Here is a 23,946-nt window from a genome sequence, read left to right as displayed (position 1 = left end):
CGGAGTAAGACATGAGTAAAGACAATCGCGCTATCAAGAATGAAACCGACGTTGATAGTAATGACGAAGTTCTGCAGTGGGTAACATTTCAGCTGGAGCAGGAAACTTACGGTATCAATGTAATGCAGGTTCAGGAAGTGCTGCGCTACAGCGAAATTGCTCCGGTACCTGGCGCACCTAACTATGTATTAGGCATTATCAACTTGCGCGGAAATGTCGTTACCGTTATTGATACGCGTCTGCGTTTTGGTCTGCAAACAACAGAAGTCACCGACAACTCTCGTATCGTCATTATTGAGTCTGAACAGCAGGTGATTGGTATACTGGTCGATAGCGTGGCTGAGGTTGTCTACCTGAAAACTTCAGAAATTGACAGCGCACCAAATGTTGGCACCGATGAAAGTGCCCGCTTTATTCAGGGTGTCAGTAACCGCGATGGTGAGTTACTGATTTTAGTCGATTTGGACAAAATGCTAACCGATGAAGAATGGGATGAAATTTCCCGTCTGGGTTAATTCATGACGAACTGGTTATTTGTTATTTCAGCGCTGGCTCTTGGGCTGGCGCTTATTGCGTTAGTAGCCGTGGTTATTACTTCGCGGCGGCAGGCTGAGTTAATTGAGCGTCAGCAGCAGCGCTTATTAATGCTGACAGAAACGGCCAGTGAAGTATTATCGCTGCGTGAGCAGTTTAAACAGCAGCCAGAAGCATCATCTAAAGCTGATTTCGCTCAGCAGCAGGTGGTTGCACAACTGCAACAGCAGGTTGCACAGCTAAACGATGAGCAACAACAGTTGCAGCAGAAATTACAGGAAGTGGCGGAGCAGGACCCGGGCAGTAAGCTTTATCATCGCGCGGCTAAACTGGTTGCCAGTGGTGCCAGTGCAGAGGAACTGATGCAGGAGTGTGACTTACCTCAAGCCGAAGCCGAGTTGCTCATTTCCTTGCATAAAAAAGGCGCGTAGTTTCATTCTAACCTTCCTCCCATTGCCTTGGGAACTTGCCATCCAACAAATAAGCGAAAGCAATAATTTCGGCAATAATAATGTAAAGCTCTCTGGGAATTTCATCGCCTACATTGAGCTTTGCCAGTGAATCTGACAAGAGTGGATCTTCGTGCACTAAAACTCCATGCTCTTTAGCTACGGCGATGATTTCTTCCGCTAGCTCGTCGAAACCGCGAGCGATTACCTTGGGCGCATTAAAGCCGTCGTACGACAGTCCTATTGCCTGCTTTTCTTTTTTCTCACTCATACTGTCACCCGAATAATACCACTGTGCTGCTGCGCCAGGTTGTCTGGAATTTTGCCTTGCTGAACCCTAAGTTTAACGCTGTTTACTTCTAATTCTTCCAGTCTTTTCTCGAGCTTTTCGACATGGCTTTCCACCACTTTTTGTGCTGTTTTAGTTTCAGTATAGAAATCAACCGAAGAGCCTTGCGGGTGGTAGCGACCTTTGACCAACAGAGGACCTGTGCTATCTAATTCGAAGCGCAGAGTAAATAGCCATAAAGTACGGCCGTTGTCTTCTTTGTTGCTACTGTCCTTTTCTCTGCGAATAAGAAGCTCGTGTTGCTGTGGTTTTTGTGTGTCGGCCGGTAGCAAAATGTAATATTCCGGTTGCTGCGGAGCCGACTCCTGCAGGCGTGCCTGACTACTTTGCGCTGAATTCAGAATGCCGGTAAAGAGTTGCAGTAGTCGCTGTAATTGCTGTTGTGGCAGCTGTTGTAACAGCGCATTTATGCGCTCACGAACCTCTCCGGCATTTTCCGGAGCCGGGTTAAGTACCTGCTGTATCAGCGCTTGGGTAAACTGGTTAGGCAAAGCTCTTGGGGCTGAGTTATTGACCGTTGTTGTTTCAGGCTTTTGTTGCATAGCCAGCCCCAGCAGAGTCATCAGCATTTGCCCCAGACTGCCCATTTGCTGACTGGGTTGGGCACTGACCGGGCGTGCGGCAAACCAGTCACTGACCCAACTCTGTAGCGCTTGTGGGCGTTGCATAGACTCTGGAGCAGGCATTTGCTGCAACACCTTCAACAAAAGCTGCTGCAGGGCTTTCGGTGGCGACTGAGTGGCTTCTCGCATTGCATCAGCAGACAGCCGCGGGGGTGTTTGTTGTACCCCTTCAACCTGTTGTGGCTGAGTAAAGAGCTTAGGCCTGATATTTTCAGGTATAAAGCTCTGCAGGGCTTGCTGAAATTGTTTTGGGGTCAGCTGTTGAGCTTGTTTGATTGCCAGCCCACTGGCAACAGGCACCGTTAATTTTTGCGCTGCCTGCAAGTTTAAGTTGCTTTGGCTGCCCGGCTGGCTATCGACTTTAGCTGCAGGAGCTGTTTGAACGGCTGACTGCGAAATAGGTTGAGGTTTAACCGGTAGCTGCACGGTTGCAACTTTTCCCTGTTCAACAAAGGCTTTAACCAACTTGGCCGGTAACTGTGTTAACGGTATTTCTGCAACGGCAACAGGCTTCGAATTACCGGTGGTATTCAGGCTTAACTGCACAACCGGTAACTTGGGATCCGGCTGGGTAATGGCTAGCTGCAATTTTGCAGGGGCGGTCAACTGGGGTTGTAAATTCTTAGGTGGATTCGGCCACTGCCAGTTGTTGCCCTGAATACGCGCTGGTTGCTGTTCGCCTTTTGCCGGTTCATAAGTTACGGGTAAACTAATTTGAACCAGTAGTTTAGCGAGTAATTTTGCAGTGCTGGCCTGAACTAAAGGTGAATTGTTGGTGGTAGCTGATACCGTCTGGCCCTGTTGAATGTTAGCCGAAGGCGCAGATGGCATATTATTGGTTTTCGGTGTATCTGCCCCACTATTAAAAATACGCATGAGACTGGATAATTGCTGTTGTTCGGCACGAGCTAAAGTCCGTTCCGGTGATGCCATCATTTGTTGTAGCAGTTGCTTAATATCAGCCATGCGCTTTACCTAAATTTTATGGTAGAATCGTGGGCATTTGCGTCAGCTTACCAGTAAGGTTTCGGTTGTAAAATCCGCATGACACAGGTTGCTTCCACCAATAGTCCACTATTGCACGCAGAGCAGTTAAGCTCAATCCGTGGTGGGCGAGTATTGTTTGAAAATCTCAACTTTTCGGTAAGTGCTGGTCAGTTGTGGCAAGTCAGCGGACCTAACGGAGCTGGCAAGTCCTCACTGTTACGCATTCTGACAGGCTTATTAGCGCCGTCAAATGGTCTTGTGTCGTTTTACGGCAAGCCATTAAGTCATAACTGGTCAGAGTATTGCGAACAACTTTTGTTCATTGGTCATAAGGCCGCCGTCAAAGGCGAATTAAGTGCCCGTGAAAACTTTCACTGGCAGCAACAATTGTCTTCGACCGAAGATATCGACGCCTGGGAGCTACTTGAAAAGCTCGGTTTACTCGGTTTAGAGGATGAACTGACAGCCCGTTTATCGGCAGGGCAGCAAAGGCGGGTCGCTTTAACCCGGCTGTGGGCTACGCAGGCTTCACTTTGGATCCTGGACGAACCTTTCACTGCACTCGACGTGCAGGGAATTGCTTTGTTGCAGCAGCGCTTTGTCGAGCATATACAAAACGGCGGTACTATCATTTTTACTTCGCACCAGTCGCTGACCCTTTCTGATCTGACCCCTGAAAAACTGTCACTGGAATATCAGGGGGAAATACTATGAGCCAGTTATCGAGCCGGCAAATTTGGGTGACCTTGCTAAAGCGCGATCTTCGCATAGCGGCACGGCGGCGCAGTGACGCACTGAACCCGTTACTTTTTCTGTTGATGGTTGTGACTTTGTTCCCCCTGGGCATTGGTCCAGGACCGGATATTTTAGCCCGCATTGCACCGGGTATTATTTGGGTCGCGGCATTATTAGCCAGCTTACTGGGTCTTGAACGGCTGTTCCGCGATGATTTCCAGGACGGTACATTGGAGCAACTATGCTTGTTGCCCCAGCCTTTGGCTTTTACTGTGACGGCAAAAATGGCCGTACACTGGTTGTTAAGCGGCTTACCCTTAGTTATTTTGTCACCCGTGCTGGCATTGCTGCTGAGTTTACCGTTGCAAGGCTGGTGGGCACTGGCATTAACTTTATTGTTGGGCACACCGGCGTTAAGTGCTTTAGGCGCTATTGGTGCGGCGCTGACCTTACAAGTTCAGCGCGGTAGCTCGCTGGTGAGTTTAATCCTCATTCCGCTCTTTATTCCTTTATTGATATTTGCCACAGCTGCGGTGGAAAATGCGTCGATGGGGCTTGCAGTTCATGGCCAGTTAGCGATACTGGCGGCAATTTCTGTTTTAACCGTAACATTGGCTCCGCTGGCTGTCGCAGCGGGCATTAGAATGAGTGTAAATTAATATGTGGCGATGGTTACACCCCTATGCAAAACCGGAAGCAACTTACCATTTATTGCAGAAACTGCTCCCTTGGTTCGTAGCTCTGACATTAGTGACCCTGGTTACAGGTGTTATCTGGGGGCTGGCGTTTGCTCCGGGTGACTACCAACAGGGCGACAGCTATCGAATCATTTTTCTGCACGTGCCTTCCGCTATTTTCTCTATGGGTGCGTACATGGGTATGGCGATAATGGGGGCTATTGCTCTTATCTGGCAGATTAAGACCGCGGAGTGGTCTATTCCGGCCATAGCTCCGGTCGGTGCTGCGTTGACAGTGGTTGCTTTGCTTACCGGGGCTATCTGGGGTAAACCGATGTGGGGAACCTGGTGGGTATGGGATGCGCGACTGACCTCTGAACTCATTCTGCTGTTTCTTTATGTTGGTGTCATGGCTCTGTATTTCGCCTTTGATGACGCCAGAACAGGGGCAAAAGCTGCGGCAATACTGTCTCTGGTAGGGGTTATTAACTTACCGATTATTCATTTTTCTGTGGAATGGTGGAACACCTTGCATCAAGGCGCCACCATTACGAAATTCGAGCGGCCTTCAATAGCGACCAGTATGCTTATACCTTTACTGATATGCCTTGCAGGCTTTGCTTTTTTAACGGTTTCACTAGTGATGATGCGGTTAAAAAATGAGATACTCAGACATGAATTACATCGTCCATGGGCACAACAACGACTGGAGCAGGACTAATGGCTTTTGACAGCTTCACCGACTTTGTCGCAATGGGTGGTTATGGACTTTATGTCTGGTTGTCATTCTTTCTCAGTTTTGTCGTGCTGGCTGGTGTTGCGCTTGAAACTTTATTAGCAAAACGACAGCTGGCTAAGAAAAGCAAGCAGTTACAGCAGCGTCAAGAGCGTTTAGCAAGACGCAAAGCAAGCCGTGCAGAAGTAGGAGACGGTAATGAATCCAAGACGTAAAAAGCGCTTAACCTGGGTGGCTGTTTTAGTCATTGGGGTATCTGTTGCAACCGGGCTTATGTTGTATGCCCTAAGTCAAAGTATTGACCTGTTTTATACACCAACTGAGTTGGTAGAAGGCAAGGGCAAAGACAAACAGAAGCCGCAGGTTGGTCAGCGCATCCGGGTAGGCGGTATGGTGGTTGAAGGTTCCGTCGAGCGTAACCGCGAAACTCTGGAAGTCTCCTTTGAAATTACTGACATTGGGCCCGAAGTTACGGTGCTGTATCAGGGTATTTTGCCGGACTTATTCCGCGAAGGTCAGGGCATTGTCGCGCAAGGCGAACTGATAGAGCCAACGGTGTTAAAAGCCAGCGAAGTGTTAGCTAAGCATGACGAAGAATATATGCCACCGGAGCTTGCCGAGCAGATGAAAGGCATAAAGCACGTTAACCCCAATAAAGTTGAAGAGGGCGGCGAGCAATGATTGCTGAAGCAGGACATCTTGCCATAGCCATTGCTCTGGCTTTTTCAGTATTACTGGCGGTTTACCCGTTATGGGGCGCGGCAAAAGGTAACGGCGGTATGATGTCACTAGCCCGTCCTTTTGCCTATGGCCAGTTCTTCTTTACCGCTATTGCCTTTGCTTTACTTGTCGCAGGCTTTGTTACTAACGACTTTAGTATTGCTTATGTTGCTGCTAACTCAAATAGCCAACTACCGGTCGTGTATCGGGTAACGGCTGTATGGGGCTCTCATGAAGGGTCGTTCCTGTTATGGATGCTAATGCAGGCCGGCTGGATAGCTGCCGTTGCGATATTTTCCCGCTCTATGCCGCTACCAATGATAGCTCGTGTGTTAGCTATTCTGGGTTTGATTAGCATTGGCTTTTACCTGTTCATGATCACGGTGTCTAACCCCTTTGATCGCAGTTTGCCATTAATTCCCGTTGATGGAAGAGACTTAAACCCGTTATTGCAGGATCCGGGGATGATCATTCATCCGCCGTTGTTGTACATGGGTTATGTCGGATTTTCAGTTGCTTTTGCGTTTGCTATAGCCGCACTATTGTCGGGTAAACTTGATGCCGCCTGGGCGCGCTGGTCTCGTCCCTGGACACTCGCCGCGTGGATTTTTCTGACGCTGGGTATTGCTATTGGTAGCTGGTGGGCTTATTACGAGCTTGGCTGGGGTGGCTGGTGGTTCTGGGATCCGGTCGAAAATGCGAGCTTTATGCCATGGCTGGTAGGAACCGCATTGTTGCACTCGTTAGCAGTAACTGAGAAGCGGGGTAGTTTTAAATCCTGGACCGTTTTATTGGCAATTTCTGCCTTTAGCTTAAGTTTACTGGGGACATTCCTGGTGCGCTCAGGCGTTCTCGTTTCAGTACACGCCTTTGCTTCTGACCCCACTCGTGGTCTGTTTATTCTGGTTCTGCTGGGGCTGGTTGTTGGCGGCTCTTTGATTTTATACGGACTGCGTGCCGGCAAAATGCAAAGTTACAGTCGTTACGAATTGCTCTCTCGCGAAGTCATGCTTTTGGGTAATAACGTACTGTTAATGGCAGCCATGGTGGTGGTGTTTTTAGGAACCATGTTACCGCTGGTTCATAAAGAAATAGGGCTGGGTACCATTTCAATTGGCGAGCCTTTCTTTAATGAACTCTATAGCTGGCTGGTTATTCCATTTGCGTTAATGCTCGGCCTGGGGCCTTTAATGCGCTGGCGCCGTCAGGCTATGAAGCCGCTTTTAAAACCGCTGGCGTTGGCGTTATCTATAGCTATTGTTCTGGCGTATGCGTTACCTAAAATTTGGGCTGATGAGCTTCCTGCGATGGTTGTTATTGCTTTGTTTCTTGCCTTCTGGGTAGCGCTTGCGACTCTAACGGAAGTTCAGCAAACCGTGAAGCAACGCAAGCAAGGCTTATCGGGGCTTACTAAGATCTCCGGTAGTCACTGGGGAATGGTGCTTGGACATTTAGGGTTTGCTGTAACACTGATTGGTATTAGTCTGGTATCGCACTACGAGCAAGAGCGCGATATTGCGATCGCCCCGGGCCAATCAGCGGACGTTATGGACTACCAGGTGGTATTCGAGAGGCTGGAACATCGAGAAGGGCCTAACTACGACGCAGATGAAGGCTTGTTTACGGTGTATCAGGACGGAGAACAAATTACTCAGTTAACGAGTGAAAAACGCTTCTACCGAGTTCAGCGCACCAGCATGACCGAAGTCGGTCTCGATGCCAGTCTATTACGTGATATTTACATTGCCATGGGTGAGCCCTTAGATGACGAAACCTGGGCAATTCGCTTTTATATAAAACCTTTCGTGCGCTGGATATGGCTCGGTGCCATTATTATGGCCATTGGTGGCGCTATGGCGTTGGCCGACAAGCGCTATAGAAAGCGCAGTAAAAAGGAGGCAGCCGATGACTAAGTTTCGTTGGTTGATTCTGTTTGGGCCGTTGGTTTTGTTTGCAGGTCTTGTGCTTTTCTTACTGAAAGGTTTAGGTAGTGACCCGACGGAGCTGGATTCTGCACTGGTCGATGACCCCGTGCCGCAGTTTCAGGCGAAAGACCTTTATGATACTGATATTACTTATGACCAGTCTGTACTTCATGACGGTCCGCTACTGATGAATGTATGGGCAACCTGGTGTCCTACTTGCCGGGCTGAACATGAGTTTCTAAATGAGTTGGCGGCTAAGGGGATTCCTATTGTTGGTCTCAATTATAAAGACGACTCCAGGGAAAAAGCGGTTAATTGGCTGAACACGCTGGGCGACCCTTATACCGTTAACTTGTTCGACCCTGAAGGTGAAATTGCCTTTGATTTTGGTGTCTATGGGGCGCCGGAAACCTACTTTATTGACCATAAAGGTGTTATCCGATATCGCCACGTGGGCGATGTGAATGAACGTAATTGGTCGAGTAAACTGCAGGGAATTTATCAGCAGTTGGTGGAGGAAGCGAAATGATACGCACACCTCTATTGGCTTTAATGACTGCTTTTTTGATGGTTTCTTTTGTTTCCGCGGAAGATGAGAACACTCGCCAGTTCGAAAACGAGCAACAACATGAGACCTATCGTCAGCTGATAAAAGAATTGCGCTGTCCTAAGTGCCAGAACCAGAATATCGCCGACTCTAATGCCCCTTTAGCTGAAGATATGCGCGATCGCACATATCAGATGCTGAAAGAAGGCAAATCGAGAGAAGAGATTATCAACTTTATGATCGCGCGTTATGGTGACTTTGTTCACTACCAACCTCCGTTTACGAAAGTGACCAGCATTTTATGGTGGGGACCATTATTAATTCTGGTTATTGGTGTGGGCACAGCGATAGCACTGACCCGAAAGAAAAAAGCTGCAGTGGAATTAACACAGGAAGAGCGTGAGCGTTTAGAGCAACTGAGGAAGTCGCGCGATGAGTAGTTTATGGTTATTAATGTTGTTGATGTTGCTCGTTGCCGTAGTTTTCGTCTTACTGGCAACAGGCAAGCAACGCCGTTATCACAAGCGGCAGGATGAAAACCAACGCTGGTATGAACAACGTCTGGCCGAGCTTGAAGAAGAGCGCTCTCAATATGACCTGCCTGATGAAGATTATCAGCACGCAAAGCAAGAATTGGACAAAACGTTTTTGAATGACAGCCAGGATGTTGAAGAAAACGTTCACTGGCACCGGGCTCCTGTGGCATTGCCTATTGTTTTGTTGTTGGTTGTTTCTGCTGGTCTTTACTGGGCTTTTGGAAGTTGGCAACTACAACTACAGGCGGAAGATGCACGCAGGCAACTTCCGGAATTAGGCAAGACTTTACTGCAGCAACAGAACCAACAAGCCAGTCGAGAAGATTTAAATACCTTTGCATTAGGCCTGCGACAGAAGCTGATGCGTGAACCAGAGGACGCCATTGCCTGGTGGATTTACGCGGGCATAATGGTTGATTTAGGAGCCGGAGAGGATGCTGATGAAGCATTCCAGAAGTCACTGCAAATTGAGCCCAATAGGGTTAATACGTTAGTCAGCTATAGCCGTTTTCTATTGATGTCAGGTGCTGAAGATGGTCAGCCTAAAGCAGCTCGTCTGCTAGCTCGAGCATTAAAGCAAGACCCGGACAATATCGAGGCTCTATCTTTACTGGGCTTTGTTGCTTTTGAACGTCAGGACTGGGCACAGGCAATCAGTGCCTGGGAGTTACTAAAAGAACGGTTGCCGAAAACTTCCGAGCGATATCAGGCTGTAGTCAACGCGTTAGACAACGCTAAAGAGCAGCAGGAAAAAGCCGAGGTGCAATTACAGGTTAGGGTGACGTTAAGTGATAACATGCGCCATCACCTGCCGGAGAATGGCACGCTCTTTGTTTATGTAACGGGAATGGAACAGCCTATGCCGGCTGCCGTCGTTCGCCAACCAGTCAGCGAGTTTCCGGTTACTGTAACTTTGTCCAATCAAAACGCCATGCTACCTGATTATAAGATGAGCGACCTCGATCAATGGCAGGTGCATGCACGTATTTCGCAAGACGAGAAAATAGATCGACAAGCGGGTGATCTTGAAGCAGAAAGAGTCACTATAAATGCTGACGGTTCAGCCGAATTAACTTTGACCTTATCAAGCCGGATTGAAGAATGAAAAAATATGGATTGTTACTACTTGTTTCTCTACTAACGGCGGGGTGTTCGTCAACACCAGACGACCCTTATGCAGACCCTCGTGACCCGTTTGAAGATTTTAACCGGGGAATGTGGGAGTTCAACCGCGATGTAGACAAAGCGGTTATAAAGCCTGCAGCGGAAACCTATGAATATATTCCGCAGCCAATTCGAACTTCTTTGTATCAAGCCGTAGAGAATCTTGAAGAACCGTCTTCATTTGTGAATAACTTACTGCAGTGGAAAGTAGCCGATGCCGGCATCTCTCTGGGCCGCTTTGTTGTGAACTCCACCGTTGGTTTAGTGGGTTTGTTCGACGTTGCAACACCTATGGGTTTGACAAAGCGGGAAGAGAGCTTTGGGCAAACACTGGCAGTCTGGGGGGTGCCTGAAGGGCCTTATTTAATGCTGCCGCTCATGGGGCCTACGGTAGTGGTTGATCGCGGTGGTGATTACGCCGATGGCCAGTACTTTCCGTATCCTCTCTTAAGCTGGCCTCTGGATGTTGCACGTTACGCAATCAAAGGTCTGGAAATGCGCCTGCGTTTACGTGAACAGGAGCAAGTATTAGAAAACTCTCTTGACCCTTATTCTTTTGTTAAAGACGTGTACTATCAACGCTGGCAGGATCAAGTTTTTGATGGCAATCCTCCGCTTGAAGACGAAGACTTCGATGACTTTGACGATTTCGACGATGACTGGGACGCTGATGATGAATTCGACGACTCTGACGATTCCGGCGATGAGTCTTATTGACGATTAGCCATTCCTGAACAATGCTTAGGGTATGAGTCAAAGCAAAGAGTAGACCATGCCCCGAGCACACATCGCACTAATTGAAGATGATCCCGTCTTCCAGTCTGTTGTCAGACAGTATCTGGAAAAGAACGGATACGATGTGTGCTGTGCTGATAATGGTATTGAGGGAATTGAAATTTGCCGTACCCAGTGTCCTGATATTGTCCTTTGTGACTTAAAGCTGCCGGATATTGATGGTCTTGAGGTCATTGAGCAACTTCTAAAAGTCTGCACCCACATTCCAATTATTGTTATTTCCGCTTCGGAGAAAATGTCAGACATACGCGAAGCCGTGCGACTGGGAGCCTGGGACTATCTCGTAAAACCAATTCAAAGCCTGGATATTATTGAAAATGCGGTTGAGCATTGCTTACGCCGTTATCAGTTGGAAGAAACCTACCTGCACGATGTTTGGGAGTTAGATGCACACATTGACATCCTTTATCAGGACGACTTGATAGTCGGCCGCCTGGTAGAAGAGCTACACCCCGACGGAGTTTTAAGCCTTAACGATTACCGGTTTGACTGTAGCTTTAATGATATTGGGCAAGCACCGGTTTGGGTTGATTACAGGCCTTTAACTGATGGTAAAGTGCTGGTTATTATGGCTGCCGCGCAGAATGCGACAGAGCAGAATTTGCTGCCGCTGCTGGTATTAAAAACATTGATTGATCCACTGATAAGACAACATTTATCCGGCCATGATGACACTCTGCTGTCGCCGGGCGTGTTATTAAGCCACTTGAACCACGAACTATGCCATTCACAAGTCAGAACCGCATTCGACACTCTGGTTGGCGTGGTGGATACACAAAAACACAGTTGGGTATGGGCTCAGGCCGGGGATAAATTTAAACCTGAGCCGGGCGCTAAACCTGATTTGGCTCTCGGTATCTGGCAACACGCTAACTTTCGTGAGCACAAAATTGAATATTTACACAAGTTACACTGCGCTTTTCAGGGCACCGAACTTATTGTGAGTGCTGTGCCTCAAACTGCTTAATGGCTCTATCCAGATAAGGTAATGACATATTCAGATTAATGGGCTGAGTAAATAATGGATACCCAATACCGGCGGCCAACAACGCCGGAACTTTCCACCATCCCTCAACTTCGACAATAAAGAAGAAAATAAGACAAATAGGCACCAGTTTGGCCATATTGCAAATGAGGCGACGGGGAACCGGCATCTTTTCCTGTGCCATGGACAAAATCATAGCGCGTTCAGTAAAGCTGTACCGGGATAGTTGCGGGATGTTACGCGAAGAAAAATACAAAGCCATAGTCAGTCTTTCATTTGAATTTTGTTAATTGGGTTGCATTATAACATGGGAAAAGGTTATAAACTTCCGCTTCTGAAGCGAACAGAATTTAAGGACAGCTGTTATGGTCAAAAAAGTCGTTATTCCAGTAGCCGGGCTCGGAACTCGGATGTTACCCGCTACCAAAGCCATCCCGAAAGAGATGTTACCTTTAGTGGACCGTCCGCTGATTCAATATATTGTTGAAGAGTGCGCAGCAGCAGGGCTGACGGATGTTATTTTAGTGACTCACTCAAGTAAAAACTCCATAGAAAATCACTTCGATACCAGTTTTGAACTGGAAACGACTTTAGAACAGCGCGTAAAACGTCAGCTGTTGGCTGAGGTAAAAGCCATTTGCCCAGAGAAAACCACTATTATGCATGTCCGTCAAGGCGTTGCTAAGGGACTGGGGCATGCGGTGCTTTGTGCTCGTCCTTTAATTGGGGATGAACCTTTTGCGGTTGTTCTGCCCGATGTTTTGGTTGATGAAGCCAGCTGTAAACTGAATAAAGATAATTTGGCAGAAATGGTTAAAAACTTTGAAGAAAGTGGCCATTCGCAGGTAATGGTTGAAAAGGTGCCGCAACAGGATGTCAGTAATTATGGTATTGCAGACATTAATGGCGCAGACCTTAAGCCGGGTGAGCAAGCGGAAATTACACAGTTAGTTGAGAAACCGCCAGTTAAAGAAGCGCCATCTGATCTCGCTGTTGTCGGGCGTTATGTTTTCTCGGCTGACTTATGGCCGCTGCTTGAAAAGACGCCTGTTGGTGCCGGCAATGAAATTCAGTTGACCGATGCTATGGCAATGTTGCTTGAAAAGCAGCCGGTAAATGCTTACTACATGAAGGGAAAAAGTCACGACTGCGGTAATAAGCTAGGCTATGCTCAGGCTTTTGTTGAGCACGCGCTACGTCACCCGGATTTGGGTGACGATATGAAAGCCTACATAAAGTCTTTGAAATAACTGCGTCAGCGGGGCTGATGCTTGAGTATCAGTTCCGCTAAAGTTTTTGCACAAGGGCCGGTCTGCTCGGCTTTGGGTAGCACCATATACAAACTGCCTTTGCGCGAACTGCTCCCTTCAATTTCTATGCGACTCAGTCTGCCGGAATCCAGATCTTCCTGAACGACATAGGGTGGCAGCCAACAGAAGCCGAGTCCGTTGCGAATAAGCCTTAAAGCCTCATCGAAGTGACTGACGGTCCAACGTTGTTCAGCTTTCAACCAGCCTTCATCTTCGACCGGGTTACTGCCGGTGTCTTGAATAACAATTTGTAAATGCTGAGACAATTCATTTTGATCAATAGGTTGCGGTAAGTCAGCTAAAGGGTGCTCAGGGTGACAGACGAGATCCATACTGTATTGACTGATGGGCTCACCAATAAATCCGCGGGGCAAATGATGAGTGATCACGACATCGGCGGTCTGTTCCTGAATTTGTTCTACAGTACCGGTTAAGACTGTGTCGTTAATGAGAAGACGACTGCCGCGACTTAGCTGCTGAAACTCATTAAGAACAGGAATGAGCTGACTACGGTCAAAAACCATTTCCAGAGCAAGCTTTACTTCGGGTTCCCAGCCTTGTTCCAGGTTATCAGCAAGCTGTTCTATCTCTTCTGTAAGGTTAGTTAGCTGACGGGAACGCCGCAGTAAAACCTCGCCAGCGGTGGTTAAGTGAGCCTTTCTGCCTTTGACCTCAAGCAATTGAACACCAACCACTTGTTGCAGTTTTGCTACTGCGTGATTCAGTGATGATTGGCTTTTATTCAAGGCTTCAGCGGCGTGGGCATAACCGCCATAGTCAACGACCGCTTGCAATATGCGCCATTGTTCAATGGTCGACTTGGGTCGATAAACACTCATTTAGATTCTACTCCGGTGGGCGTTAAACCCGGGCAGTAATTACCGCCCGAATCGGTGCTTGGTAACCTTCAATAGTCATATTGGTGTCATTTGGATCAAGAAAGTCCGCTAAAGATTCTCCTGTCATCCACTGCGTTCGTCTTTGTTCGTCTAAAGATGTGGTGTTGTGATCAACAATAGCGATATCTTTAAAGCCGAGCCGCTCTAACCAAACAGATAGCGCACGGGCACTTGGCAGAAACCATACATTGCGCATCTGTGCGTAGCGCTCACCGGGCATCATCACGGTTGTTTCGTCACCCTCAACAACAATGGTTTCTAATACCAGCTGGCCGCCAGGACGAATTAACGATTTTAGCTGCTGCAAAAAGTCGATGGGTGAACGGCGGTGGTAAAGTACGCCCATGCTAAAAACGGTGTCAAAGCTTTTTAGCTCGGGCATTTGCTCAATACCAACCGGGAAAAAATGTGCGCGCTGTTGTAAGGCCAACGGCATCAGTTGGCGAATAGCCCGAAATTGCATAAGAAAAAGCTCGCCGGGGTCAACGCCCCAAACCGCTTCGGCACCTGCTTCAAGCATGCGCCACAAGTGGTAGCCACTGCCACATCCGACATCCAGTACCTGACGGCCATTTAAGTCGTCTAAATGAGGTGCAACGCGCTGCCACTTCCAGTCTGAACGCCATTCGGTGTCAATAAAAACACCAAATAAGTTGAAAGGACCTTTGCGCCAGGGCTGTAACTGCTGGAGTAACCCCGTTAAACGAGCCCGGTCGGCATCGGATGCCTCATCAGAGTGACCAACCTGAATGGTATCAGATAGCTCGGTATGTTCAGCGTTTAACTCGGGCAATTGCTGTAGAACGCGCTGCCAACGTTTTAAGTTACCATGAGGGTTATTCTTAAAAGCGGTAAGCTGTGGCGCTAAGGTATCGAGCCATTGAGCGTGCGGGCTTTGCAGAAGTGCACGGAGCTCCTTGCTAAAATCGATCATAGTATTCCTTATTTAACCGCGAGCATTGCTGCAAAATTAAAGCACTGGAACCAGACTGTACTGTGTCGAAAGCCTGCATCCTGAAAGCGTTGCATATGGTCTTCTAATGTATCGACTTTCATGACATTTTCGATAGCTGCACGTTTCTGGCTGATCTCCAGTTCGCTATAGCCATTAGCGCGTTTAAAGTTGTGGTGCAAATCGACAAGTACATCATTCATATTAGCATCGCTGTGGCGCACCTTTTCTGCCAATAACAGGGCTCCGCCATTGTTCATGCCGTCAAAGATACGTTGAATAATGTCGTTTCTCTTCTCTTGTGGAATGAACTGTAGGGTAAAGTTTAATACAACCACAGAAGCATTCTCAATGTCGGTTTCAGCTAAGTCCTGACAATGAAGTTCTGCAGGGATCTGGCTTTTAAAACCCTCCAAATGTAACCTTGCGCGCTCTATCATTGGTTGGGAGTTATCTACACCAATAATTCGGCAGTGACTTGTCTGTTCGCAACCTTTGCGCATAGCAAGTGTAGCTGCGCCAAGGGAACACCCTAGATCGTACAAATTGGAATTTGGCTGAACGTAACGGCTCACCAATTGAGGCAGAGTTTGTAATATACTTGAGTAGCCCGGCACCGAACGGTTTATCATATCCGGAAAGACTTCCACGACTTGTTGATCGAAACAAAAGTCGGAAATGCTGGGTAAAGGTTTTGCAAATAACGTGTCGTGTTGCGTCATAAAGCTACTTTTATTCAATAAATGGCTTAGATTTATTGGTATTTTACCGATAAATGAGACAGACGCACAGGCAATATTGGACTAAAATTCGGCCATTAGTCCGGGAGGAGAGTACATTGAATCGAGTTTTGGCTATCGTCAGTGCCTTTTTCGCTGCATTTTCGGTGACGTTATCGAGTAGCTATGCCAGCCAACCCGAGAGGTGGCTGGAAGACTATAAAGAAATTCGTGTCGGAGTGCCCGATCAGTTGGCGCCTTTGGTGTCTTTTGAAGATGGCAAAGCCGAAGGTCTGGATGTCGATTTACTGGAAAAGTTTACTCGCGATTTGGCGGTAGAAATTGTTTGGAAACCTTGTGGGGCATGGCAGCAATGCCTGAACGCCATCAAGGCGAAAGAAATTGATGTTCTGACCAGTGTGTCATACTCAGTCGAACGCAATCAGTTTATGGACTTTACTCAAAGCTATTGGTCAATGCCATGGGCTGCAATTTCCCCGGTAAATCAACAAGCTAGCGAGGGAAGTATTGGTTTAAATCAGTTAAGTGATAGTAAAGTTGGTGTGGTTGAAGGCTACAGCATAGAGTCACAGTTGTCTCAGTTGAGAGGTATTCAGCTTATTCAGGTTGATGGAATTCGCGAAGGTTTGAATTTAATACGCAATAGTGGTGTTGATTATTATGTCGACAGTCTGCCTATGCTGGTCTACGAACTGCAGCGAAGACCTCTGCCGGGCGCAAAGCTTTCGGTTATTGACGATACTCAGGGTGAAGAGCTTTATTTAGGCGTTAGGGAAGACTGGAAGCCACTGGTTATGGCGCTGAATGGTGGTATTGACTCAGTTACTGAAAGTGAGAAAAGTCAGCTTAAACAGAAATGGTATGGTTTTGAGCTAGAGCAGGGCTGGAGTAATAAAGAGCTTCTGGACATTGCTATGAAAGTGGGCTCAGTTGTTTTGTTAATCATTGTTAGCTTTGCGGTCTGGAACAGTCGGCTGCGTAAGGAAATTAAGTTACGCAAAGCTGCCGAAAGACAAATTCGACATATCGCAACTCACGATGAATTGACGGGTCTTCCCAACAGAAACTTAATGCAGGACCGACTGGAGCAGACTTTAAGTCAAAACGAAAGAACCGGAAAGCCATTCGCTGTTCTGTTTCTGGATCTCGATGGTTTTAAAAAGATTAACGACGATTTTGGTCACAGTTATGGTGATGAGCTACTGGTACAGGCTGCGCACCGCATGAGCAGTCTTTTACGCCGATCAGATACGGTATGTCGTCATGGCGGTGATGAGTTCGTAGTGATTCTTCCGACGGCGAATAATGTTGGGTCCGCACTGGCGGTATCGCGTAAGCTAGTTGTGCAGTTGGCAAAGCCCTACAAAGTGAAGAAAAAGTCGCTGGATATCAGTGTGTCTATTGGGGTCAGCCTTTACCCCCAGCATGGATTAACCTCAGACGATTTATTACGTTCGGCGGACAAGGCGATGTACCGTGCCAAGGCCGCTGGTAAAAATGATGTGCGTCTGGCTGGCGACGACGGATGACATTCGGCGTCAGTCCGCTATAATGTTGCGCTTCGTAAAAACATTCATTGCAACAGCTAGCAGGATAAACGCGCATGCGAACTCATTACTGTGGACAAATAAATGCTGAATTGGCGGGACAAGAGGTCACGCTATGTGGTTGGGTCAATAAACGCCGTGACTTAGGCGGCCTAATTTTTATTGATCTGCGTGACCGTGAAGGGATGCTGCAGGTCGTTTTCGACCCGGACCAAAAAGCGTTATTTGAGACAGCAAATAGCCTGCGTCAGGAATTCTGCGTTCGCTTAAGTGGTAAAGTTAACCGTCGCCCGGAAAGCCAGGTCAATAAAAACATGGCTACCGGCGAAGTCGAACTGCTGGCAACCGATTTAGAAATTCTAAGTCGCTCTGAACCTCTCCCTATCGACTTCAACCAGCAAGTGAGCGAAGAAGCACGACTGCGTTATCGCTACCTTGATTTACGTCGTCCGCAAATGAATGAAAAATTGCAGTTTCGTGCGAAAGTAACCAGCGCGGTGCGCCGTTTTCTGGATGACAGTGGTTTTCTGGATATTGAAACCCCTATGTTAACGCGTGCAACGCCGGAAGGTGCGCGTGACTATCTGGTGCCAAGCCGTACCCACAAAGGTCGCTTTTTCGCGTTGCCGCAAAGCCCTCAGCTGTTTAAACAACTGCTGATGATGTCGGGCTTTGATCGTTATTACCAAATTGTTAAATGCTTCCGCGACGAAGACTTGCGTGCTGACCGTCAGCCTGAATTCACTCAAATTGATATTGAAACCTCGTTCATGAGTGCAGAGCAGGTCATGCAAATTACCGAGCAGATGGCTCGAGACCTGTTCAAACAATTACTTGACGTGGACTTGGGTGAATTCCCCAGCATGACCTGGCATGAAGCCATGCGCCGTTTTGGTAGTGACAAGCCAGACTTGCGTAACCCGTTGGAGTTGGTGGATGTTGCTGATGTCTTAAAAGACGTTGAGTTCAAAGTCTTCTCTGGTCCGGCGAATGACGAAGATGGCCGTGTTGCTGCCATTCGTTTACCGGGGCAGGCTGAGAACGTTTCACGCAAAATGATTGATGAATACACTCAGTTTGTTGGTATTTATGGCGCCAAAGGTTTGGCCTGGATTAAAGTGAATGACCGCAGTGCAGGCCGTGACGGGTTGCAGTCGCCTATTCTTAAGTTCCTGCCGGATGAAGTGATTGAGCCATTACTAGAGCGCACTGAAGCACAAACTGGTGATGTTTTGTTCTTTGGTGCCGATAAGGCGAACGTTGTTGCTGAAGCTCTGGGTGCTTTACGCCTGAAGTTAGGTAAAGACTTTGAACTTGTCAGTAATGAGTGGAAACCGCTATGGGTCGTTGACTTCCCAATGTTCGAAGTCGCTGACGATGGCAGCCTGGCCGCGTTACACCACCCCTTCACCGCACCGGTCAATGTGACTCCGGAAGAATTAAAAGCCAACCCGGCAGCCGCTATTTCAAATGCCTATGACATGGTATTAAATGGTGTTGAGTTAGGTGGTGGTTCGGTTCGTATCCACGAAAACGCTATGCAGCAAGCGGTGTTTGAAGTATTAGGTATTGAAAAAGACGAAGCTCAGGAAAAATTCGGCTTCCTCCTGGAAGCGTTAAAGTACGGTACGCCGCCGCATGCTGGCCTAGCTTTTGGTCTGGATCGTCTGGTTATGTTGATGGTTGGCGCAACCTCAATTCGTGATGTTATCGCTTTTCCTAAAACAACGACCGCAGCTTGTGTCCTTACCGATGCGCCAGGCGCTGCAAACCCCGCTGCGTTGCAAGAGTTGGGCGTAAAAAGTATGGTAGAGGAAGACGAATAACCAACAAGGGTGAAATATGGCTGGTCATTCCAAATGGTCTAATATTAAGCACCGAAAAGCCGCGCAGGATGCTAAGCGCGGCAAAATTTTTACTAAATTAATACGTGAAATTACGGTTTCCGCTCGTGAAGGGGGCGGAGACCCTGAAACCAACCCTCGCTTACGTGCTGCTATCGATAAAGCCTTATCGAATAACATGAAGCGCGACACCATAGATACCGCAGTAAAGCGCGGCTCTGGTGATCTTGAAGGCGATAATCTTGATGAGCTGACCTATGAAGGCTATGGCCCTAATGGTGTCGCTGTATTGCTGGAGTGCATGACCGACAACCGCAACCGGACGGTTTCCGATGTTCGTCATGCATTCACTAAATTTGGAGGCAATTTGGGCACAGACGGTTCGGTTGCTTACTTATTTAATAAGAAAGGCGTGATTAGCTACCCTGCAGAGGTTACCGAAGAGCAGCTCATGGAGCCCGCACTTGAAGCTGGTGCAGAAGATCTTATTACCTACGAGGGCAGCGGTATCGATGTCATGACCTCACCGGAAAAATTCGGTTCCGTAAAAGACGCTCTGGATGAAAAAGATTTAGAAGCCAGTAACGCCGAAGTGACTCAGGTGCCTGATACTCGAGTTGACTTAGATGAAGAATCTGCAAGAACCTTCTTAAAATTACTGGATGCACTTGAAGACCTGGATGACGTTCAAAATGTCTATCATAACGCCGATATCTCAGATGAGATAATTGCACGGCTGGACGACTAAGTGGCCATTATTCTGGGTATTGACCCGGGCTCAAGGTTAACGGGGTATGGTGTTATTGAACAGCGCGGTAGGCAGCTAAGCTATTTAGGCAGCGGCTGTATAAAAGTTATCGGAAGCCGCGCTGAGCCGCTGACATTAGCCGAAAAACTTCGCCGCATATACGACAGTGTGAGTGAATTAATCACTCAGTTTAAACCTGACGAGTTTGCAATAGAGCAGGTATTCATGGCAAAGAACCCGGATTCGGCATTAAAGCTTGGACAGGCCAGGGGCGCGGCAATAGTAGCGGCTGCTTGTGCTGAGCTTCCCGTAGCAGAGTACTCTGCTCGCCAAATAAAGCAGTCGGTTGTGGGGAACGGCGGTGCCGAGAAGTCCCAGGTGCAGCATATGGTGATGGCACTATTGAATTTGCAACGGTGTCCGCAAGAAGACGCAGCGGATGCGTTAGCGGTAGCCCTATGCCATGCTCACAGCTCTCAAAACTTGATAAAAATGGCAGGTGCTGCGCGCAAAACTGTGCGTGGGCGCCTGCGTTAATGGAGTACAAAAGTGATAGGTCATATTCAGGGCGTACTTACCAGTAAACAACCACCTGAGGTCGTGCTTGATGTGCAGGGCGTTGGTTACGAAATTCAATTGCCAATGACGTGTTTTTATCAACTGCCCGCAGTAGGCGAGACGATTAAACTCATCACTCATTTTGTGGTGCGGGAAGATGCTCAGTTACTTTATGGCTTTATTTCCTCTTCCGAACGTTCATTGTTTCGGTTGCTGATAAAGACTCAGGGGGTAGGTCCAAAACTGGCATTGGCTATTTTATCGGGTATGTCGGCAGATGAGTTCGTTGTTGCAGTTAACCAGAATGATGTCAGCCGGCTGGTGAAACTTCCTGGTGTGGGTAAGAAAACCGCCGAGCGGTTAGTCATTGAAATGCGCGACCGTCTTAAAGACTGGCAGCCCGCGACACCATTTACTGACAGCGCTCCGCTTGATAATCAGGGGACAGACGCCAGAGAGCACCCGGCAGATGCACGCGCAGATGCGGTGAGTGCTTTACAGGCTCTTGGCTATAAAGAAAATCAAGCTGAAAAAGCCTTACAAAAGGTGTACTCTGCAGAACATAATAGCGAGACCTTGATTCGACTGGCGCTAAAACAGCTGTCGTAAGGAAGTCCAATGATTGAAGCCGATCAGATACCCACTCAACGCCTCATTGAGCCCGATGTACAAGGTGAAGATGAAGCCGTTGACCGTGCTATACGACCCAAAGCTTTGGCGGAATATACCGGCCAGAAGCACGTGGTTGAGCAAATGGGCATTTTTATTGAGGCCGCGCGTAAACGTCAGGAAGCTCTTGACCATTTATTGATATTTGGTCCGCCAGGGTTGGGGAAAACCACACTCGCAAACATTGTCGCTAACGAGTTGGATGTCAGTATTAAAACAACGTCAGGACCTGTTCTCGAAAAAGCCGGAGACTTGGCGGCCCTATTGACAAACCTGGAAGCACACGATGTTTTATTTATTGATGAGATTCATCGGCTGAGTCCCGTTGTTGAAGAAATTCTCTATCCTGCCATGGAAGATTACCAACTGGATATCATGATAGGCGAAGGTCCGGCTGCCCGCTCTATCAAATTGGATTTACCACCTTTTACGTTAATTGGTGCAACGACCCGGGCGGGAGCGTTAACTTCACCACTTAGGGATCGTTTCGGTATTGTTCAACGTCTTGAGTTTTACGATGTTAATGAATTAACGGACATCGTAGCGCGCTCCGCTCACTTTATGAATGTCCGAATGCTGGATGGAGGCGCAAGGGAGATAGCCCGTCGCTCCAGAGGTACGCCTCGTATCGCCAATCGACTTTTGCGCCGAGTACGGGATTACGCTGAGGTCAGAGGTAATGGTGATGTTGATGAAGCCACTGCAAATGCAGCTTTAACCATGGTGGATGTTGACCAGGCTGGTTTTGATTATATGGATCGGAAGCTGTTATTAGCCATTATGGAAAAATTTACCGGTGGACCGGTAGGGTTAGATAATTTGGCGGCGGCAATAGGTGAAGAGAAAGATACAATTGAAGATGTGCTTGAACCTTACCTGATTCAACAAGGCTTCTTACAACGCACCCCCAGAGGCCGGATAGCTACGCCACGCGCTTATCAGCATTTTGGGTTAAAGCCTGAGAAATAAAAAAAAGCCCGCACAATGTGCGGGCAAACAGAACAACAAGAAGGAAGTTAAATCCAGGGAACTATTACTCAATAAACAATCTCAGAAAAAGTGACAACCAATCTCTTTGTCTTTGATATGCTGAGTATTATAAGGTTAATCTGATTCTGATCAAACAAGAAAAATTAGATGTTCGAATTAAAAAAACTAATCTGGAATTGGCTTTTGTTGACTAAAAAAAGCGCAACATATTTATAACAATGAAATAAAGTTTATAAAAAACAACATGTTGTTATTTTTGTGTTTCAATACTGTCATAAAAAAAAGTCTGTTGATAAAGTGACCAGTGACAGTTTTGAAGGCTTCTTTACAAAATATTACACAACAGTAACTTTTCGGAACTTTACTTGAGGTGGTAATGTCTCATTGTGACTTTGAATGGCCGATTCGTGTTTACTACGAAGATACGGATGCAGGTGGTATCGTTTATTATGCCAACTATCTCAAGTTTATTGAAAGAGCACGAACAGAGTGGTTACGATCGTTAGGGATTGAACAGGATACTTGGTTAGCTCACAATATCGCTTTTGTGGTTCGTAAGGTCGAACTCGATTTACGACTGGCAGCAAAGTTTAATGCCGAGTTGAATGTGACTGTAAAAGTTACACAAATAAAGAAAGCTTCATTGGTTTTCGAACAAAAAGTTTTGGCGAAGGATGGCAAGGTGCATTGCCAGGCAACAGTTGTAGCCGCTTGCATTGATAATCAGGCAATGCGTGCTGTTGCTATTCCGGAACCGATAATTTCGCGTATTCAGTCAGGGGTTTAAAGCGTGCAAGCAGAGTTATCGTTTATTGATTTATTCATGCAGGCCAGCTTATTAGTAAAGCTGGTAATGGTAATGTTATTGGCGATGTCAGTCTGGGGCTGGGTGCTAATTTTTCAGCGCAAGAAAGTGCTGAAGCAAGCACGAAACGATGCGCTAAAATTTGAAGACCGCTTTTGGTCGGGCGTCGATCTTGCTCGCCTTTATCAGGAAATTTCGGCCCGTGCGAAAAATGCGCGAGGTATGGAGTTATTATTTCATGCCGGCTTTAAAGAGTATGCCCGGCTGCGCAACCATTCAACGACAAATACACAAACAATGCTTGAAGGTGCGTTTCGTGCAATGCGTGTTGCACACGCCAGAGAAACTGAGAAGTTAGATAATAACCTGGGAATTCTTGCGACCATTGGTTCTATCAGCCCCTATATCGGCTTGTTTGGAACCGTTTGGGGCATTATGAACGCTTTTATCGCTTTAGGTGCCGTACAGCAAGCAACATTAGCTATGGTTGCTCCGGGAATCGCTGAAGCACTTATCGCTACCGCTATGGGTCTTTTCGCTGCTATACCGGCCGTTATTGCATACAACCGATTTACGACAACCGTTGAAAAAGTTGATAATCAATACATGAACTTTATTGATGAATTCATCTCGATATTACAACGTCAGTCTTCGGCGCAGGCAGGCAAGAATAAAGTAGAGGGCGAAACGGTATGATGGTAATGCCGCGCAAGCGTCGTAAGCCGGTTGCGGAAATTAATGTGGTTCCTTATATCGACGTGATGTTGGTTCTGCTTATTATTTTCATGGTAACAGCGCCATTAATTACGCAGGGTGTTAAGGTCGATTTACCAAAAGCAACCGCAGAGCCACTTTCTGAGGAAAGTAAACCGCCACTCGTCGCGTCAGTTGATGCTGAAGGCCGGTATTACCTCAATCAGGGTGATAGCAAGGACACGCCTATGCAGGCGGACGAGTTAGCAACACTGGTTGCGGCGCATTTACAAGTTGAACCCGATACACCCGTAATGGTGAACGGTGATGGTGCGGTATCGTATAACCAAATTGTGCAGCTGATGGTGTTACTGCAAAGAGCTGGTGTGCCTTCAGTCGGTTTAATGACAGATTCGTCGGATAATTAGT

Annotated in this window: 29 protein-coding genes; 23 read left to right on the top strand and 6 right to left on the bottom strand. The window is 47.4% G+C overall.

Annotated features, from left to right (window positions below):
- Window positions 1-11: 11 nt before the first annotated feature.
- Window positions 12-515, top strand: coding sequence for a chemotaxis protein CheW (locus tag VBY75_RS05305; protein ID WP_054486799.1), 504 nt, complete (start codon window positions 12-14; stop codon window positions 513-515).
- 3 nt (window positions 516-518) lie between these two features.
- On the top strand, window positions 519-965 hold the full coding sequence (locus VBY75_RS05300) for a DUF2802 domain-containing protein (protein WP_054486801.1): 447 nt from the start codon (window positions 519-521) through the stop codon (window positions 963-965).
- Window positions 966-972: 7 nt separating this feature from the next.
- Here the strand turns inward: VBY75_RS05300 and VBY75_RS05295 are convergent, their stop codons facing one another.
- Window positions 973-1,254 (bottom strand): EscU/YscU/HrcU family type III secretion system export apparatus switch protein, encoded by a 282-nt coding sequence (locus VBY75_RS05295; protein ID WP_054486803.1) that lies wholly within the window; start codon window positions 1,252-1,254, stop codon window positions 973-975.
- Complete coding sequence (locus VBY75_RS05290; RefSeq protein ID WP_054486805.1) at window positions 1,251-2,921, bottom strand: flagellar hook-length control protein FliK; 1,671 nt, start codon at window positions 2,919-2,921, stop codon at window positions 1,251-1,253. The genes VBY75_RS05295 and VBY75_RS05290 overlap by 4 nt, the downstream gene beginning before the upstream one ends.
- Before the next feature lie 78 nt (window positions 2,922-2,999).
- Between VBY75_RS05290 and ccmA the strand changes: the two genes are divergently transcribed.
- The 11 genes from ccmA to VBY75_RS05235 are packed head-to-tail and all read left to right on the top strand — an operon-like array spanning window position 3,000 to window position 11,744.
- Window positions 3,000-3,656 (top strand): cytochrome c biogenesis heme-transporting ATPase CcmA, encoded by a 657-nt coding sequence (gene ccmA, locus VBY75_RS05285; RefSeq protein WP_054486807.1) that lies wholly within the window; start codon window positions 3,000-3,002, stop codon window positions 3,654-3,656.
- On the top strand, window positions 3,653-4,336 hold the full coding sequence (gene ccmB / locus VBY75_RS05280; RefSeq protein ID WP_054486809.1) for a heme exporter protein CcmB: 684 nt from the start codon (window positions 3,653-3,655) through the stop codon (window positions 4,334-4,336). The genes ccmA and ccmB overlap by 4 nt, the downstream gene beginning before the upstream one ends.
- 1 nt (window position 4,337) lies before the next feature.
- Window positions 4,338-5,075, top strand: coding sequence for a heme ABC transporter permease (locus VBY75_RS05275; RefSeq protein ID WP_054486810.1), 738 nt, complete (start codon window positions 4,338-4,340; stop codon window positions 5,073-5,075).
- Window positions 5,075-5,305 (top strand): heme exporter protein CcmD, encoded by a 231-nt coding sequence (gene ccmD, locus VBY75_RS05270; RefSeq protein WP_054486812.1) that lies wholly within the window; start codon window positions 5,075-5,077, stop codon window positions 5,303-5,305. The genes VBY75_RS05275 and ccmD overlap by 1 nt, the downstream gene beginning before the upstream one ends.
- Entirely contained in the window at window positions 5,289-5,771 is a 483-nt protein-coding gene (gene ccmE, locus VBY75_RS05265; RefSeq protein ID WP_054486815.1) for a cytochrome c maturation protein CcmE, read from the top strand. Before ccmD ends, ccmE begins: the two co-directional genes overlap by 17 nt.
- Entirely contained in the window at window positions 5,768-7,723 is a 1,956-nt protein-coding gene (locus VBY75_RS05260; protein WP_199493069.1) for a heme lyase CcmF/NrfE family subunit, read from the top strand. Before ccmE ends, VBY75_RS05260 begins: the two co-directional genes overlap by 4 nt.
- A complete protein-coding gene (locus VBY75_RS05255) occupies window positions 7,716-8,264 on the top strand; it encodes a DsbE family thiol:disulfide interchange protein (RefSeq protein ID WP_416511372.1) in 549 nt (182 codons plus the stop codon). The genes VBY75_RS05260 and VBY75_RS05255 overlap by 8 nt, the downstream gene beginning before the upstream one ends.
- Window positions 8,261-8,722, top strand: coding sequence for a cytochrome c-type biogenesis protein (locus VBY75_RS05250; RefSeq protein WP_222236706.1), 462 nt, complete (start codon window positions 8,261-8,263; stop codon window positions 8,720-8,722). The genes VBY75_RS05255 and VBY75_RS05250 overlap by 4 nt, the downstream gene beginning before the upstream one ends.
- Window positions 8,715-9,923, top strand: a complete 1,209-nt coding sequence (gene ccmI, locus VBY75_RS05245) for a c-type cytochrome biogenesis protein CcmI (RefSeq protein WP_054486823.1) — start codon at window positions 8,715-8,717, stop codon at window positions 9,921-9,923. Before VBY75_RS05250 ends, ccmI begins: the two co-directional genes overlap by 8 nt.
- Window positions 9,920-10,699, top strand: a complete 780-nt coding sequence (locus tag VBY75_RS05240) for a VacJ family lipoprotein (protein WP_054486825.1) — start codon at window positions 9,920-9,922, stop codon at window positions 10,697-10,699. Before ccmI ends, VBY75_RS05240 begins: the two co-directional genes overlap by 4 nt.
- Before the next feature lie 55 nt (window positions 10,700-10,754).
- Window positions 10,755-11,744, top strand: a complete 990-nt coding sequence (locus tag VBY75_RS05235; protein WP_054486827.1) for a response regulator — start codon at window positions 10,755-10,757, stop codon at window positions 11,742-11,744.
- Here the strand turns inward: VBY75_RS05235 and VBY75_RS05230 are convergent.
- A complete protein-coding gene (locus tag VBY75_RS05230) occupies window positions 11,713-12,024 on the bottom strand; it encodes a DUF6170 family protein (protein WP_199493051.1) in 312 nt (103 codons plus the stop codon). The genes VBY75_RS05235 and VBY75_RS05230 overlap by 32 nt on opposite strands.
- 103 nt (window positions 12,025-12,127) lie before the next feature.
- Between VBY75_RS05230 and galU the strand changes: the two genes are divergently transcribed.
- Window positions 12,128-13,012, top strand: a complete 885-nt coding sequence (galU, locus tag VBY75_RS05225; RefSeq protein ID WP_054486831.1) for a UTP--glucose-1-phosphate uridylyltransferase GalU — start codon at window positions 12,128-12,130, stop codon at window positions 13,010-13,012.
- A gap of 5 nt (window positions 13,013-13,017) precedes the next feature.
- On the opposite strand, the gene VBY75_RS05220 is transcribed toward galU, so the two are convergent.
- From VBY75_RS05220 to cmoA, 3 genes are read right to left on the bottom strand one after another with little or no spacing between them, the layout of a single operon-like run.
- The gene (locus VBY75_RS05220) at window positions 13,018-13,911 is read right to left on the bottom strand and encodes a LysR family transcriptional regulator (protein WP_199493050.1); all 894 of its coding nucleotides are present in this window, start codon (window positions 13,909-13,911) and stop codon (window positions 13,018-13,020) included.
- Window positions 13,912-13,933: 22 nt separating this feature from the next.
- The gene (gene cmoB / locus VBY75_RS05215) at window positions 13,934-14,905 is read right to left on the bottom strand and encodes a tRNA 5-methoxyuridine(34)/uridine 5-oxyacetic acid(34) synthase CmoB (protein WP_416511367.1); all 972 of its coding nucleotides are present in this window, start codon (window positions 14,903-14,905) and stop codon (window positions 13,934-13,936) included.
- 8 nt (window positions 14,906-14,913) lie between these two features.
- Window positions 14,914-15,645, bottom strand: coding sequence for a carboxy-S-adenosyl-L-methionine synthase CmoA (gene cmoA / locus VBY75_RS05210; RefSeq protein WP_054486838.1), 732 nt, complete (start codon window positions 15,643-15,645; stop codon window positions 14,914-14,916).
- Window positions 15,646-15,761: 116 nt separating this feature from the next.
- Between cmoA and VBY75_RS05205 the strand changes: the two genes are divergently transcribed.
- The 9 genes from VBY75_RS05205 (at window position 15,762) to tolR (ending at window position 23,945) form a co-directional block, all read left to right on the top strand.
- The gene (locus VBY75_RS05205) at window positions 15,762-17,192 is read left to right on the top strand and encodes a diguanylate cyclase domain-containing protein (RefSeq protein WP_244994821.1); all 1,431 of its coding nucleotides are present in this window, start codon (window positions 15,762-15,764) and stop codon (window positions 17,190-17,192) included.
- Between the two features lie 74 nt (window positions 17,193-17,266).
- Window positions 17,267-19,036, top strand: a complete 1,770-nt coding sequence (gene aspS, locus VBY75_RS05200) for an aspartate--tRNA ligase (protein ID WP_416511364.1) — start codon at window positions 17,267-17,269, stop codon at window positions 19,034-19,036.
- Between the two features lie 16 nt (window positions 19,037-19,052).
- Window positions 19,053-19,802 carry a YebC/PmpR family DNA-binding transcriptional regulator gene (locus VBY75_RS05195; RefSeq protein WP_416511362.1) on the top strand — a complete coding sequence of 250 codons (750 nt, stop codon included), beginning with the start codon at window positions 19,053-19,055 and terminating at the stop codon, window positions 19,800-19,802.
- Entirely contained in the window at window positions 19,803-20,339 is a 537-nt protein-coding gene (gene ruvC, locus VBY75_RS05190) for a crossover junction endodeoxyribonuclease RuvC (protein WP_416511360.1), read from the top strand.
- A 12-nt stretch (window positions 20,340-20,351) separates the two neighbouring features.
- Window positions 20,352-20,969: a Holliday junction branch migration protein RuvA gene (gene ruvA / locus VBY75_RS05185; RefSeq protein WP_199493046.1), complete on the top strand. Its 618-nt coding sequence runs from the start codon at window positions 20,352-20,354 to the stop codon at window positions 20,967-20,969.
- Between the two features lie 9 nt (window positions 20,970-20,978).
- On the top strand, window positions 20,979-21,998 hold the full coding sequence (ruvB, locus tag VBY75_RS05180; protein WP_054486848.1) for a Holliday junction branch migration DNA helicase RuvB: 1,020 nt from the start codon (window positions 20,979-20,981) through the stop codon (window positions 21,996-21,998).
- A 397-nt stretch (window positions 21,999-22,395) separates the two neighbouring features.
- Window positions 22,396-22,806, top strand: a complete 411-nt coding sequence (ybgC, locus tag VBY75_RS05175) for a tol-pal system-associated acyl-CoA thioesterase (RefSeq protein ID WP_287817663.1) — start codon at window positions 22,396-22,398, stop codon at window positions 22,804-22,806.
- 3 nt (window positions 22,807-22,809) lie between these two features.
- Window positions 22,810-23,520, top strand: a complete 711-nt coding sequence (gene tolQ, locus VBY75_RS05170) for a protein TolQ (RefSeq protein WP_054486853.1) — start codon at window positions 22,810-22,812, stop codon at window positions 23,518-23,520.
- On the top strand, window positions 23,517-23,945 hold the full coding sequence (tolR, locus tag VBY75_RS05165) for a protein TolR (RefSeq protein WP_054486855.1): 429 nt from the start codon (window positions 23,517-23,519) through the stop codon (window positions 23,943-23,945). Before tolQ ends, tolR begins: the two co-directional genes overlap by 4 nt.
- Window position 23,946: the final 1 nt, after the last annotated feature.

The sequence above is a fragment of the Idiomarina sp. HB genome (genome assembly GCF_048059115.1).
In the GTDB taxonomy this organism is placed as follows: domain Bacteria; phylum Pseudomonadota; class Gammaproteobacteria; order Enterobacterales; family Alteromonadaceae; genus Idiomarina; species Idiomarina abyssalis.
Note: the sequence above shows the minus strand (reverse complement) of the source record. Positions and strands in the feature narration are given on the sequence as shown.

What these genes read in the sequence shown, in the direction of transcription:
- VBY75_RS05290 (WP_054486805.1), bottom strand. Translation starts at nt 2,921, where the DNA reads ATGGCTGATATTAAGCAACTGCTACAACAAATGATGGCATCACCGGAA.
- VBY75_RS05195 (WP_416511362.1), top strand. Translation starts at nt 19,053, where the DNA reads ATGGCTGGTCATTCCAAATGGTCTAATATTAAGCACCGAAAAGCCGCG.
- tolR (WP_054486855.1), top strand. Translation starts at nt 23,517, where the DNA reads ATGATGGTAATGCCGCGCAAGCGTCGTAAGCCGGTTGCGGAAATTAAT.
- VBY75_RS05255 (WP_416511372.1), top strand. Translation starts at nt 7,716, where the DNA reads ATGACTAAGTTTCGTTGGTTGATTCTGTTTGGGCCGTTGGTTTTGTTT.
- VBY75_RS05300 (WP_054486801.1), top strand. Translation starts at nt 519, where the DNA reads ATGACGAACTGGTTATTTGTTATTTCAGCGCTGGCTCTTGGGCTGGCG.
- ruvB (WP_054486848.1), top strand. Translation starts at nt 20,979, where the DNA reads ATGATTGAAGCCGATCAGATACCCACTCAACGCCTCATTGAGCCCGAT.
- ccmB (WP_054486809.1), top strand. Translation starts at nt 3,653, where the DNA reads ATGAGCCAGTTATCGAGCCGGCAAATTTGGGTGACCTTGCTAAAGCGC.
- VBY75_RS05305 (WP_054486799.1), top strand. Translation starts at nt 12, where the DNA reads ATGAGTAAAGACAATCGCGCTATCAAGAATGAAACCGACGTTGATAGT.
- VBY75_RS05295 (WP_054486803.1), bottom strand. Translation starts at nt 1,254, where the DNA reads ATGAGTGAGAAAAAAGAAAAGCAGGCAATAGGACTGTCGTACGACGGC.
- aspS (WP_416511364.1), top strand. Translation starts at nt 17,267, where the DNA reads ATGCGAACTCATTACTGTGGACAAATAAATGCTGAATTGGCGGGACAA.
- ccmI (WP_054486823.1), top strand. Translation starts at nt 8,715, where the DNA reads ATGAGTAGTTTATGGTTATTAATGTTGTTGATGTTGCTCGTTGCCGTA.
- ccmA (WP_054486807.1), top strand. Translation starts at nt 3,000, where the DNA reads ATGACACAGGTTGCTTCCACCAATAGTCCACTATTGCACGCAGAGCAG.
- ybgC (WP_287817663.1), top strand. Translation starts at nt 22,396, where the DNA reads ATGTCTCATTGTGACTTTGAATGGCCGATTCGTGTTTACTACGAAGAT.
- VBY75_RS05235 (WP_054486827.1), top strand. Translation starts at nt 10,755, where the DNA reads ATGCCCCGAGCACACATCGCACTAATTGAAGATGATCCCGTCTTCCAG.
- ccmE (WP_054486815.1), top strand. Translation starts at nt 5,289, where the DNA reads ATGAATCCAAGACGTAAAAAGCGCTTAACCTGGGTGGCTGTTTTAGTC.
- VBY75_RS05230 (WP_199493051.1), bottom strand. Translation starts at nt 12,024, where the DNA reads ATGGCTTTGTATTTTTCTTCGCGTAACATCCCGCAACTATCCCGGTAC.
- cmoB (WP_416511367.1), bottom strand. Translation starts at nt 14,905, where the DNA reads ATGATCGATTTTAGCAAGGAGCTCCGTGCACTTCTGCAAAGCCCGCAC.
- VBY75_RS05260 (WP_199493069.1), top strand. Translation starts at nt 5,768, where the DNA reads ATGATTGCTGAAGCAGGACATCTTGCCATAGCCATTGCTCTGGCTTTT.
- VBY75_RS05220 (WP_199493050.1), bottom strand. Translation starts at nt 13,911, where the DNA reads ATGAGTGTTTATCGACCCAAGTCGACCATTGAACAATGGCGCATATTG.
- ccmD (WP_054486812.1), top strand. Translation starts at nt 5,075, where the DNA reads ATGGCTTTTGACAGCTTCACCGACTTTGTCGCAATGGGTGGTTATGGA.
- VBY75_RS05240 (WP_054486825.1), top strand. Translation starts at nt 9,920, where the DNA reads ATGAAAAAATATGGATTGTTACTACTTGTTTCTCTACTAACGGCGGGG.
- VBY75_RS05250 (WP_222236706.1), top strand. Translation starts at nt 8,261, where the DNA reads ATGATACGCACACCTCTATTGGCTTTAATGACTGCTTTTTTGATGGTT.
- galU (WP_054486831.1), top strand. Translation starts at nt 12,128, where the DNA reads ATGGTCAAAAAAGTCGTTATTCCAGTAGCCGGGCTCGGAACTCGGATG.
- VBY75_RS05275 (WP_054486810.1), top strand. Translation starts at nt 4,338, where the DNA reads ATGTGGCGATGGTTACACCCCTATGCAAAACCGGAAGCAACTTACCAT.
- cmoA (WP_054486838.1), bottom strand. Translation starts at nt 15,645, where the DNA reads ATGACGCAACACGACACGTTATTTGCAAAACCTTTACCCAGCATTTCC.